The organism is Microvirga massiliensis (assembly GCF_001006805.1).
Lineage (GTDB): Bacteria > Pseudomonadota > Alphaproteobacteria > Rhizobiales > Beijerinckiaceae > Microvirga > Microvirga massiliensis.
In genome coordinates, this window is sequence record NZ_LN811383.1 from 1 (window position 1) to 10,499 (window position 10,499).

13 protein-coding genes and 3 pseudogenes are annotated in these 10,499 nt (G+C 62.5%); 9 read left to right on the plus strand and 7 right to left on the minus strand.

Annotated elements, in window-relative coordinates; genetic code table 11:
- Positions 1–136: 136 nt before the first annotated feature.
- Positions 137–559 (minus strand): annotated as a pseudogene (locus tag BN1233_RS42185) (BON domain-containing protein); the annotation flags it as partial.
- A 59-nt stretch (positions 560–618) separates the two neighbouring features.
- Between BN1233_RS42185 and BN1233_RS46530 the strand changes: the two are divergent.
- The 3 genes and pseudogenes from BN1233_RS46530 to BN1233_RS42195 all read left to right on the plus strand — a co-directional run.
- Positions 619–774: pseudogene (locus BN1233_RS46530) on the plus strand (helix-turn-helix domain-containing protein); the annotation flags it as partial.
- 117 nt (positions 775–891) lie between these two features.
- Positions 892–1,287, plus strand: a complete 396-nt coding sequence (locus BN1233_RS50425) for a helix-turn-helix domain-containing protein (protein ID WP_046869673.1) — start codon at positions 892–894, stop codon at positions 1,285–1,287.
- Positions 1,284–1,895: an IS630 family transposase gene (locus BN1233_RS42195; protein WP_244471071.1), complete on the plus strand. Its 612-nt coding sequence runs from the start codon at positions 1,284–1,286 to the stop codon at positions 1,893–1,895. Before BN1233_RS50425 ends, BN1233_RS42195 begins: the two co-directional genes overlap by 4 nt.
- Before the next feature lie 515 nt (positions 1,896–2,410).
- On the opposite strand, the gene BN1233_RS42200 is transcribed toward BN1233_RS42195, so the two are convergent.
- The 4 genes from BN1233_RS42200 to BN1233_RS42215 all read right to left on the minus strand — a co-directional run bounded on the left by BN1233_RS42200 (position 2,411) and on the right by BN1233_RS42215 (position 4,115).
- Positions 2,411–2,644 carry a hypothetical protein gene (locus tag BN1233_RS42200; protein WP_046869675.1) on the minus strand — a complete coding sequence of 78 codons (234 nt, stop codon included), beginning with the start codon at positions 2,642–2,644 and terminating at the stop codon, positions 2,411–2,413.
- 50 nt (positions 2,645–2,694) lie between these two features.
- Complete coding sequence (locus BN1233_RS42205) at positions 2,695–3,096, minus strand: response regulator (RefSeq protein ID WP_046869676.1); 402 nt, start codon at positions 3,094–3,096, stop codon at positions 2,695–2,697.
- 148 nt (positions 3,097–3,244) lie between these two features.
- On the minus strand, positions 3,245–3,535 hold the full coding sequence (locus BN1233_RS42210; protein ID WP_046869677.1) for a hypothetical protein: 291 nt from the start codon (positions 3,533–3,535) through the stop codon (positions 3,245–3,247).
- 166 nt (positions 3,536–3,701) lie between these two features.
- Positions 3,702–4,115, minus strand: coding sequence for a response regulator (locus tag BN1233_RS42215; RefSeq protein ID WP_048710577.1), 414 nt, complete (start codon positions 4,113–4,115; stop codon positions 3,702–3,704).
- Positions 4,116–4,314: 199 nt separating this feature from the next.
- On the opposite strand from BN1233_RS42215, the gene BN1233_RS42220 reads away from it, so the two are divergent.
- Entirely contained in the window at positions 4,315–4,539 is a 225-nt protein-coding gene (locus BN1233_RS42220; protein ID WP_046869678.1) for a NepR family anti-sigma factor, read from the plus strand.
- Positions 4,529–5,107: a sigma-70 family RNA polymerase sigma factor gene (locus BN1233_RS42225; RefSeq protein ID WP_074078497.1), complete on the plus strand. Its 579-nt coding sequence runs from the start codon at positions 4,529–4,531 to the stop codon at positions 5,105–5,107. The genes BN1233_RS42220 and BN1233_RS42225 overlap by 11 nt, the downstream gene beginning before the upstream one ends.
- A 355-nt stretch (positions 5,108–5,462) precedes the next feature.
- Here BN1233_RS42225 and BN1233_RS42230 read toward each other — a convergent pair whose 3' ends face one another.
- Positions 5,463–5,687, minus strand: coding sequence for a hypothetical protein (locus BN1233_RS42230; RefSeq protein ID WP_046869679.1), 225 nt, complete (start codon positions 5,685–5,687; stop codon positions 5,463–5,465).
- 220 nt (positions 5,688–5,907) lie between these two features.
- On the opposite strand from BN1233_RS42230, the gene BN1233_RS42235 reads away from it, so the two are divergent.
- The 4 genes and pseudogenes from BN1233_RS42235 to BN1233_RS49005 all read left to right on the plus strand — a co-directional run bounded on the left by BN1233_RS42235 (position 5,908) and on the right by BN1233_RS49005 (position 9,903).
- Complete coding sequence (locus tag BN1233_RS42235; RefSeq protein ID WP_187144502.1) at positions 5,908–6,849, plus strand: sensor histidine kinase; 942 nt, start codon at positions 5,908–5,910, stop codon at positions 6,847–6,849.
- Between the two features lie 902 nt (positions 6,850–7,751).
- A pseudogene (locus BN1233_RS42240) lies at positions 7,752–8,108 on the plus strand (response regulator); the annotation flags it as partial.
- 171 nt (positions 8,109–8,279) lie between these two features.
- Positions 8,280–8,519: a DUF6894 family protein gene (locus tag BN1233_RS42245; protein WP_046869681.1), complete on the plus strand. Its 240-nt coding sequence runs from the start codon at positions 8,280–8,282 to the stop codon at positions 8,517–8,519.
- A 1,018-nt stretch (positions 8,520–9,537) separates the two neighbouring features.
- A complete protein-coding gene (locus BN1233_RS49005) occupies positions 9,538–9,903 on the plus strand; it encodes a response regulator (protein ID WP_048710580.1) in 366 nt (121 codons plus the stop codon).
- Positions 9,904–10,168: 265 nt separating this feature from the next.
- Here BN1233_RS49005 and BN1233_RS42255 read toward each other — a convergent pair whose 3' ends face one another.
- Positions 10,169–10,360 carry a hypothetical protein gene (locus BN1233_RS42255; RefSeq protein ID WP_046869682.1) on the minus strand — a complete coding sequence of 64 codons (192 nt, stop codon included), beginning with the start codon at positions 10,358–10,360 and terminating at the stop codon, positions 10,169–10,171.
- Between the last annotated feature and the right edge of the window lie 139 nt (positions 10,361–10,499).

Sequence of the window (10,499 nt, forward strand, 5' to 3'; positions counted from 1 at the left end):
TCCCGGGAGACTTCATCCGGCTGTCTGCTCACGGATTCTGATGAGGTCGGCAGGGTGCATCAGTCCCAAGGTCCACAGCCGAGATCGATATGCGGAGGCGCCCTGGATACTCCGAGGGCGCCTCCGCGTCGGCGGATCAGACATTCTGGCGGGAGCCGGTCGTGCTCGTCGCCTGCGTGCCCGTCATGCCGCTGGCGCCTGGCTGCTGGACCCGCAGGTTGTTCTGCACGTGCTTCACGCCGGAGATCCGTTCCGTGATGTCCTCGGCCCGGCGCTTGGCCTCGCGGCTGTCGACCGTGCCCGACAGCGTGACTTCGCAACCCGAGACCTGCACCTCGATCTCGGAGGCATCGACGAACGGATCGTCGCTGAGGCGATCGTTCACGTCCTCGCGGATGCGATCATCCGAGCGCGTGTAGTTCTTCGGACCACGCCCGCGATGCTCGCCGCGCATGTCCTCCCGGCGGCGCCGTTCCGCGTCCTCATCCCCGAACCAGGACGACACCTCGTCCGAAGCGCGATCCCAGAAGCCGCGCTCCTCACCGCGGCGGCCATAATCCCCGGAGCTCCAATCCCGCGCCGCGGCGACGCGCTTGTGGTCACCCGGCTCGCCGGGAGCGGATCAAAGCGATGCACGCGAACGGCCATGGCCCCGGCGCGATTTCGAAGGAACTCGGATGTTCCAGGACACAGGTGTATAGGGTGCTTCGCGACGGTGATGCAGAGGCGTCAATCACGCCAAGCGAGCCCGGTGCTTACCTGCCCTGCACCTAAGCAGGATTCCGTTGGCTGTCACACAGCGGTAGGATTGATGAGGCGCACCGATGGCGGTGGACTTTGATCATGGCCAGACGACCTCGTGTGACGGCGAGTGGGGCGCAGGGGGCGGAGTTGCGGGAGCTGTCGCGCTCGCCGCGGCGCGACGAGGCGGATCGTGCGCGGGCCATCCTGCTGTCGCTTGAGGGCTGGACGAGTGAGGCGATTGGCACGGCCTTCGGGGTGACGGCGGACGCGGTGCGGCACTGGCGCAACTGGTATGCGACCGACGACGTCGAGGCGCTGCGGGCCGCGGTGGTGCCGGGGCCCTCGGGCGAGCGCGGGCTGCAGGCGCTGTCGATCGCCGCGGCGATCCTATCCGAGCCGGTGGAGAACCGCTCGAACTGGACGCTCCCGCGGCTGCAGGCCGAGATCGAACGGCGCGGTGGCCCGCCGATTTCGACATCCCGGCTGAGCCTTCTGTTGCGGGAAAAAGGGGGTTCCGTTGGCGGCGGCCCCGGCACGCGCTGACCGGTCGGCAGGATCGGGACGCCGTTGACCGCATCGGGTTGCGGCTTCGTCTGCGCAAGGCGCAGGCGGCAGCCGGCGACATCACCCTGCTGTTTGGTGACGAGGCGGAGGCGCTCACCCATCCGTATCTCGCCCAGGCCTGGGCACGGCGCGGCGCCGATCTGCGGATCCAGGCGCCGGGCCAGGCCCAGAAAGTTGCCCTGATGGGGGCGCTCGACGCCGTCACGCGCGAGGTGAGCGCGCGCACCAAGCGCAGCGCCGATTTCGTGGCGCTCCTCGAAATGATCGAGCACCGCTACGGGCCAGAGGCGAGCGGGCCGATCCGGCCGGTAGTGCTGGTCCTCGACAATGGCCCCGTCCACACCAGCAAGCTGACCACCAAGGCTCTCGCCGCCCGCCCCTGGCTCACAGTCGAGTGGTTGCCCAAACACGCACCTGAATTGAACGAGATTGAACGCGCCTGGCGTGACCTGAAGCGTCACTATCTCGCCCACAGGACGTTCGCCGATGCCAATGACCTCCAAGCCACCATCCATCACGCCGTCATCACCATGAACCGCGAGCGCACCCAAACGCAGTCGTGTGACAGCCTACGAAGTGCTGCTTAGCCCCCGCAATCCTGTGCAGGCTCACCTATTGCGGCGTCTATCCATCCGTTTACGCCCAAGCGCCGCGATCCTCGAACGTAGGATACTTCCTGTCACAACGCTCAAAGCGCCTGCGCAGGAAGAATACTGCAGCCACGTTTCACCTGTGTGAAGGCGAGGAGGCAATCCCTTCCGGTAGAGCAAGCATGAGCCTGTTCTTCCTCCCAACATCAACGGGCCTCAACTGCAGCCCTGCCAGCCCTCCTCGGCAGGGCCTTTCTTTCTCGGTGCGCAGTGGTCGCAATAGCTAACGAACGCCGACCGCGAGCGCGAAGGCGAAGTTGGCCGAATGTCCGTTCCCGCCTCACAGTATCCACGTCGCTGATCGAAGGCACGAGTTCGGCGCTTGAAAGAGTGAGGAGCACAATGTAGCCGTAGGTTCCAACTGCGCGGGAACACGGTGGGCGACGCCATCGCTCGCCTCGTGCTACGTATCGCAATGACCGACCTGCATAGGCATAGTGGAAGTCACCCATTCAGCCCTCCTCGATCTCCGCGCCCCCGAGCCAAGCGAGGACGGCATCGAGAGTTGGGAATCGGTGCTCGACTTTCGTGAAGGGCGATGGAATGGCATCGGGCGGTGCATCGTCCAGGAGCTCCGCTCTCCATGTTGCGGCTCGTGGCCCATTCTTCACGACGCCGCCAATGAGTTCGCCATCGAGTTTAAGGTCGTAGCTGCCAGGAGCGAGTTTATGGAGGGTATAGGGCAATTCAGCCCTTCCTTGTCAGATAATAACGTCGGTGAGAGTATGAGGGCAATCTAGCTCAGGGCACCAGTCGAGCGTATCATCAGAGCCTCGATCTGTTCAGCGAGGGCCTCGCGACGGATCGGCTTCCGCACAAACACCGCCGAAGGCGCGAGGTCTCCCTCATCCGGAAACGCCTTGCCCGAGATGACGAGCACTCCCACTTCCGGCCAGCCCTGCGCGACAAGTCGCGAGAATTCGAACCCGTCGAGAGAGCCGGGCATGTCAACGTCCGTGAGCACGACGCTTACACCATCGCGATGCTTCAGGATCTCGAATGCTTCGTCAGCATCCTGGGCCTCGAGTGCCCAATAGCCAGCCTCCCGGAGGACATCGACCTGTGTTGCTCTTACGAGTGGCTTATCTTCGACAAGGAGAACGATGGGCTGGTTCAGAATAGGTCCACGCGGCTTCATAGGTGCAAGAACGACGAGCCGAAGACCTTGTTCCGCATCGCAGCCGGAACGTGAGAAGACACCACCACGCGCCCGCAGCCGTAAGCGCCATCCGATACTTCGTTTTCAGCACCACTCAATGCGATGCTGAGAGAATGAATGCCGTGGCTCATAGGCCGGAGGTCAAGTCCGCCCGCATCTTGTCTTGCAACTTGTCGAGTTTGCGCAGGTAGGGCTCACGTTCGCGGCTGTGGCGACTCTCCCGTTCTGCACGCAGGCGTGCCCGTGCAGCCTCAGAATTGGGCCACCGCTCAATCCGCTCGCAATCCCGCTCGAAGCGACACTCGATGTCCGCCAGAGCCGCCAACGTGGTCTGGACCTCGGAAAGGAGATCGTCGGGTGACTGGAAAGCCTCCTTGGCCCGGGCTTTCAGACGATGGGCAAGCGCATGGCTGCGCATCTCAGGCCTCCTCAAGCTGATGGGTTTCGTCAACGGTTCGGCGCGAGCCCGAATGCCGTCATTCAGTTCAACAAGCGCCCTGCCGCCCTGTTATGGCTATGCGCCGCCTTTAGGCTTCTCGATCATGCGAAGCCCCCACCCAACCGGTTGGCCGGGTCTCCTGTGACTACCGCTGATCTCCGACCTGCGGTGGCGGCATGGTCACACAGTGCCGGTTCTGCTCCTCCAGGATGCACTGGGCAAGTCGGCGGGCGAGCACGAAGGAGTCCGTTGGCTTGCGAAACAATGACGGCTCCTTGCAGTGCCCTCGGAGCTTCAGGGGCATCTCGCTTCCCGTGTGCAGCACCACAGGGATATCGCGGTCGAGCAGGGCCTCGGCCACAGGCGTGATTTCTCCATCCAGAAGATTGCAGTCGAGGATGGCCCCGTCGATCCGGTCCTCGGTCAGAAGCTCGAATGCCTCGCTGAGGCTCGCGGCAGGACCCAGCACCTCGCCTCCGGTTTCCCGGCCAGTTGCGGCTATATCCAGAGCCGTGAGGGGTTCGTCTTCGGCAATCAGAACTCTCGACTTCGGAAGCATGGATGGCCTCGCACGTGGTCTTCAGGTCAACTTCGCCCATCCCCGTGTCTCTCGACGGGGTCAAAGCCGCAGAGCCACTCCCGTTCCGACGGCCAAGTAACATAAGTTAAAAAATCGTTTGTTCCTCCGGAACGTGGCTGCACCAGCGTCGTTCACCCGCACAGCTCCACCAAGCGAGCAGATCCGAGGAAACGTCGCCATGGCGCATGGCCCAACGAGAGATTGGCCGGAAGGCCAGCTTCCTGCTCCTGCGGGGGCGTGGAGCAACAGGCTGCAGCGCAGCGCTCAGGTCGAAGCGCAGTTCCGGATCATCGTCGGGCTGCGCGCCATGTATGTAGATCTCCTGGCGGAGCCTGTGCCGGATCGCCTGCTGGAACTCATCCGAGAATACGGGACAACAGAGACTTCGCGGCATGACAGTTGAAACATCCCTGCGGGACGGAATGCTCGCAGCCCTTCCGAACCTGCGCGCCTTTGCGGTCTCGCTGACCAACGATCCCGTGCAGGCGGATGATCTCGTGCAGGACACCATCCTGCGGGCTTGGGCCAACAGCCATCGCTTCGAGCCGGGCACCAATCTTCATGCCTGGCTTTTCACGATCCTGCGCAATCTTTTCCTGTCCGATTACAGGAAACGCAAGCGGGAGATCGAAGATGTCGATGGGTCTTATGCTGGGATGCTGATTACGCCGGCGGACCAGCATGATCATCTCGACTTCGAGGACTTTCGTGCGGCGCTCGCCAAGCTGCGGGTGGATCAGCGCGAGGCTTTGCTCCTCGTCGCCGCAGAGGGGATGTCCTATGAGGAAGCCGCCGAGGTCTGTGGGGTCGCGGTCGGCACGGTCAAGAGCCGGGTCAACCGGGCGCGACACAGGCTGGCCCTGTTGCTGGGGCTCGACGGCACTCCCGAACTCGGTCCCGACAATGTCGCGAAAGCGGCGCTGGGCGGCTTCAGCTTCGGATCACCCGCACAAAGGGAAGCTCCCGGTTAGCTCGGATGGCCCCGTCAGGCTGATTACCCACAGCCCGACTGCAATGGCTCATCCGGGCCGAGAGCCAGCGTCCGCAAAAAGAGCGCGTCTCATGAACGCTCTCGAAGTCTTCGGCCCATGCACAAGGGGAATACGGGGTAAGGTCGGGGCCGGTATGTCCAATGAGCGGCGCATGAGGAACAGCGTTCCAGCTTGACCGAAAACCAGGTGCATTCGTCTGCGGCTCGACTCACCACCCATGAAGCACAGGATCGCCTTGACGGAATATCTTGGGTTAGAGCCGCACCCTTGGGTTGATGCTGATGTAAACCACCGACATCCATGGCAGACCTGAGAACGGTAGCTTCCAGCGGCCTCAGCGGCTGTGGGTCTCGGCAGCCACTCTCGCGATGCGCCCGGTTTCCTCCTGGGACGACAGGCGGTGTAGCGCGATGCCGAAGCTCTCTGGAAGAGGCTCCCAGATGAGGTTCCTATAGACCTCCCGGAGATCACGCCCAAGCCGTACGAGAACCTGCGGGTTCGGTGTGGAGTGACAGGAAATGCTGTTGAAGTTCAGTCCTGATTTGTTCGCCGCCTTCATGGTCGAACCCTGTCCATCATCACCTCACCGCAAGAGATCCTAACCATTTCAGCGTTGTCGGGTTTCAGCTTAGCCATTCTGCTTTAAGGGCTACTGCAAATGAATCTCTGATCGAGTCGCGTTGTAGCCTGACTCGGAACCGCAAAGCTCTTGAGCACTTACCATTTCTATGGAATGGCTACGCAGGCAGACCTTACAGACTCGCAACTGGCCGATCTGGATGCGCTATTCTGGTGCGGCCTTCTTTGTTGCAGCTGCCGCCCTCCTTAAGCTCGCGCTCTCGCCACGGCTCGACGGCTATGTCTTTCTGCTGTTCTTTCCGGCGGTGATCGCCAGCGCCGCCCTGTTCAACCGAGGCAGCGGATTCGTCGCCATTGCACTGAGCAGTCTCGCAGCCGCCGCGTTCATTGAGCCCCACTGGAGCCTTTGGGTCGGGCGCGGCAACGACCTGTTCGCTCTGGCTCTCTTCGTGGCCACAACCCTGGCAACAACGACACTCATCGAGGCCCTCCACGATGCGCTGCATCAGCTTGCCCGAGCCGAGCAGGAGAAGGACTTGCTGTTGCGCGAGGCGGGACACCGGTTCAGAAACGATCTCACCACGATGAGCGCCCTGCTCCGGCTGCAAGAACGCGCCATTCCGGACGCGCAGGCGCAGGCCGCTTTCGCGGCGGCCACGGATCGCATCCATGTTCTGGGCCGGGCCCAGGAAAAGCTGGAGCGCGTGGAGGGAGCCGCCATCGTGCGGACCGATGAGTTCATCACAGACCTCTGCGATGATCTCCGGCTGGCCCTGCTCAGCCTTCGCCCCATCACCCTGACGGTCGAGGTGGAGCGACATCCCCTGCCGCAGGAGCGCGCGGCTGCCGTAGGGCTGATCATCAATGAGTGGCTCACCAATGCGTTGAAATACGCCTTTCCAGAGGAGCGCTCGGGACAGGTCACCGTCAGCTTCGCGCGACGAGAGGGTGAGTTTATCCTTGAGGTATCGGACGACGGCATTGGCTTTGACCCTCACCAGGAGCCGCAGGGATCAGGGCTCGGGCAGCGCCTCGTGAGTGCCATGGCCCGGCAGCTCGGGGGAGCGGTCAAGGTCGGACCCAGGCCGGACGGATGCGGAACACGTGCCATGGTGAAGTTCCCCGCCAAAGCACGGCGCTGAATGGTTTTTGTGTTTCTGGGATTGGATTCTCGCCGGGGTCGCCGCCCTACGGGCTCACGGTCAGGGCGGCCTTTTTTTGGTGAACGCACCGCCTCCAGTAAGCGAACCCGGCGAGAGGTACTGAAACAACAGCTTGGCCGAGAGCTCGTTCCCGTTCACGTTCAGAACTCTGGCGATGGATGGGCGCGCCTGCCTCCTAGAAGTGGCTCCCTTGACTGCCCCCATTTCGACCCGAATCGGGCCCCACGTTCCGCAACGGAATGCAGGGAAGCCATCGATCATGCGCAACGGCCTTCATGGCGACGCAGCCTCCGTTCAATCCGATACGGAACTTCTGCCTGGGGTTCGTGACAATTCCCGCACCGTGTCCGAGGTTAGTCTGCAACGGCCCCCACCTCACAGTGTTCGTGCGGTGTTGACGGGAACGGATCACGAGTGGCCTATTGGCAAGGTCAAAGGCCAGTCGTGCGGACTGGGTGGACGGATCACGTAATAGTCTGCGAATCCGTGCACACTGACGTTGCCGCACAAATCATCGGATTGGATGGGGTGACCCGCCATCAGACCCTGAATGCAAACCAGTCCCCACGGGTTCGGAAAAGGCCTCTCTCCTGTAAGGGACATGCCATCGCGCAACGCCGTGCAGACGCCGAATCGTTAGCAAGGCGGAAATCGCCACTGAGAAGAGAGCCCCGCCACCGGAGCATGGGCGCGAGACTCTTCTGATGCTCGGTCGGGCAAGAGCGGGCATCAGGACGGCAATGCTGCGTCACGGCCAAGGTTCCGAGGAGACTGTGGAGGAACATAGCTCCGCATTCTCGGTTGGACCCTTATTGCCTCGGTTTGTTTCCTGATGAACGATTGCCCAGAACCCCGTTTGACCGTTCTCGGAAGACGAGACGCTCGTGCGCATGTTCGCGGCGGACTTCCTTGATGAAGCAGGCTTCAAGGTCTTCGAGGCCACGGATGCCGAGGAGGCCCTCACGATCCTTCAGGACCAGCGCGACATCCAGGCGGTGATCACGGATGTCGAGATGCCGGGGCCGCTGAACGGCTTCGATCTTGCCCGCTTGGTTCACGAGCGCTGGCCAGGGATACGGGTGATTGCCACTTCGGGACGAGCGCATCCTCGGGTCGAGGAGTGGCCCGAGGATGTTCCGTTCGTCACCAAGCCGTATCTGCCAAACACTATCGTAGGCCTCATCAGACGACTTGCCCAGCCGCAGGTTATCAATCTCGAAGCTGGTGCCATGGCCTAGCCGCAAGTTCACATGGCCTCTGAAAGGGTACGAGTTCCTGCGCAACGGCAATGTGGCAACCGGAGGGTGTTCGGCTCGTCACAATTTCCCACGTCGAGTTGAGCCGGTCAGGCCCTTGGCTGGAGTGCTGATGCCGCCGAAGGCCATTCGTGACGCGAAGTGGAGGTGGGCATGGTGAAGCGATACTACTTCCATCTGGTGGATGGGCACGATGTCATTCCGGACGAGGTCGGGATCGATGTTGCCGATCTCGCGCAGGCCCGCATCGAAGCCGTGCAAGCTATCCGCGAGGTCGGGCAGGAGTGCGCCCATGCTGCCGCCGCTTCAGGGAATTGGCGCATCGATGTCACAGACGCCTTTGGCGCTGTCGCCTTCCAGATCGACATGAGCGAACTCGCCGAGAACAGTTGATAACAACCTCTCCGTCTAAGAGAGCGAAAGCTGCTGGAGGCTTTCACGGTCATCGCAGCGGCTTGGCGGTGATCCGGGCTGCTCTCCTGCTGCGTGAGCAACCATCCGCTCCGACAAGCGCACTCACCCACTGGTCCTTTCGGAGAGCTCGACCCGGGAACGCCGACCCTGCGCGGACATTCTGCGCCTGCCAGCACCTGCATGGAGCGGTCACGATCTCCTGTCCTCCTTGGCATTGAGGGATCAGGCGGCGATCGCGAGTGAGCCGAAAGCGGCAGCCGCTTATGGCTGAGAAACCGAGAGTTCTACGACGGCAAGGCTCAATCGACTGAACAGGCTCGGCCCATCGGTTGCTGTCCCAGCGGGGTCGATGTTCTCGTCAGGCCATCGGCGAAATACAGAGAGGGGCCGCAGCAAGGTCGAATGCAAGCCGCGTGCGGGGCGCTTCTGTGAGGCGAACTGCCAACCGGATCCGGTCACCAGCCAGAGCGCAGCAGCAAGCTAACGATGGTTGGCACAAGGACGCTCAACTGCGAGGCTGACAGTCGGACCGTACCTCGCACGCACTACACGCATCCGGAGATGACCGGCAGCAGCCCGCTCATAGGGATTATTCGAGAAGTCTTGGACAAGCTCCAGCAGCATGGTGACACGGCGGTGGCTCGTCAGTGTCAATGCAGCGAGCGGCTCATCAAGGCTCAATCCTGCCTTGTCCGGCACCGACGCGGTCTCCGCGATGCCCTCGATGCAGGCTTAAAGGCGAATGATGTGGCGGGCGATGGACACGGAAGCACAGCGGGCAATGGCGCTGCCCAAACGGTTGCGCCGCGTTTGCGTTCCACCGGACCGGCGCGGCAATTGCGCCACTCCTCCCTTGCTCTACAGGATCTCTGCTGCTTCACTCTGTCGAAATCAGGAACCGCCACACGCTACGTCTCCGTGTGCGAAGCTTGGCCATACTGTGGCCGTATCCTGTGCCGACCTTCCGCGTGCCGAATCGCTCGGCAGTGGAGATTACATGCGGACGAACACGGATGCGTTGCGGATCATGATCGTTGAGGATGAGGCAGTGATCGCCCTCGTCCTCGCTGATGCCCTGAAGGACGAGGGCTACCGCATCGTTAGTCCCTTCGCGAGGCAGCACGAGGCCCTCAAGAGCCTGGACTATGCCCGGCCGGACGTGGCTATTCTCGACCTGACCCTTAAGGACGGGCTGTGCTCTGGCTTGGCCAATGAGCTCCGCTCCCGAGACCTGCCGTTCCTGGTGTATTCCGGCCATGACCGAAAGCGGATGACACGGAGGATCTCGACAGTGCGCCCTGGATCGAGAAGCCGGGCCGGTTGGACGAGATCACCGCTGCCCTCGAAATCTTGGCGCATCTGAACTACACGGGAATGCGCCGGAGCCACTGAGACCGGAGCGAGGGTGGGCGGGAACCGTTCCGCAGCCAAGCTGTTATTGAAGCATCTCTCGCCGGGTTCTCGCCTGCCGTAGGCGGTGCGCTCACCCCGGATGCACTCACAGAAATAGCCGCCCTGACCGTGAGCCGCGTAGGGCGACGGCGACCCCGGCGAGAATCCCTGACATACAGCACCAAAGGCATAAATTCGGGTGCGGCTCGGACCCCCGTCGACTCAGGGGTGCAGTCCTACTGGGCCGTCTTGTGCTCCTGTGCCTCACGCGCGGCGAGGCGGGCCGCACGAGCCTCCTCGATCAGGGCCATCTGCTGCTCGCGTGTCATTGGATGGATGCGCCGCAGGTGGTCGCGGCGGTGCTTCGCCGGGGCATTCGGCTGACGATCCTGCCCTTTGGACACGCGGAACCTGCGAGCGCCACTCATCTGGCCTCACTCCAACAGCGCCCTCACGTCGTTAAACGTGGCGCTTGCTGCATCTGTTTCAACGGCGGGGCGGCACAGGGGCGATGCAGGTTTCTTCCGTCACAGTCGTGGGAACGATGCCCTTCTAGTCACGTGAATC

What these genes read in the sequence shown, in the direction of transcription:
- BN1233_RS42205 (WP_046869676.1), bottom strand. Translation starts at nt 3,096, where the DNA reads ATGAAGCCGCGTGGACCTATTCTGAACCAGCCCATCGTTCTCCTTGTC.
- BN1233_RS42210 (WP_046869677.1), bottom strand. Translation starts at nt 3,535, where the DNA reads ATGCGCAGCCATGCGCTTGCCCATCGTCTGAAAGCCCGGGCCAAGGAG.
- BN1233_RS42215 (WP_048710577.1), bottom strand. Translation starts at nt 4,115, where the DNA reads ATGCTTCCGAAGTCGAGAGTTCTGATTGCCGAAGACGAACCCCTCACG.
- BN1233_RS42220 (WP_046869678.1), top strand. Translation starts at nt 4,315, where the DNA reads ATGGCGCATGGCCCAACGAGAGATTGGCCGGAAGGCCAGCTTCCTGCT.
- BN1233_RS42225 (WP_074078497.1), top strand. Translation starts at nt 4,529, where the DNA reads ATGACAGTTGAAACATCCCTGCGGGACGGAATGCTCGCAGCCCTTCCG.
- BN1233_RS42230 (WP_046869679.1), bottom strand. Translation starts at nt 5,687, where the DNA reads ATGAAGGCGGCGAACAAATCAGGACTGAACTTCAACAGCATTTCCTGT.
- BN1233_RS42235 (WP_187144502.1), top strand. Translation starts at nt 5,908, where the DNA reads ATGCGCTATTCTGGTGCGGCCTTCTTTGTTGCAGCTGCCGCCCTCCTT.
- BN1233_RS42245 (WP_046869681.1), top strand. Translation starts at nt 8,280, where the DNA reads ATGGTGAAGCGATACTACTTCCATCTGGTGGATGGGCACGATGTCATT.
- BN1233_RS49005 (WP_048710580.1), top strand. Translation starts at nt 9,538, where the DNA reads ATGCGGACGAACACGGATGCGTTGCGGATCATGATCGTTGAGGATGAG.
- BN1233_RS42255 (WP_046869682.1), bottom strand. Translation starts at nt 10,360, where the DNA reads ATGAGTGGCGCTCGCAGGTTCCGCGTGTCCAAAGGGCAGGATCGTCAG.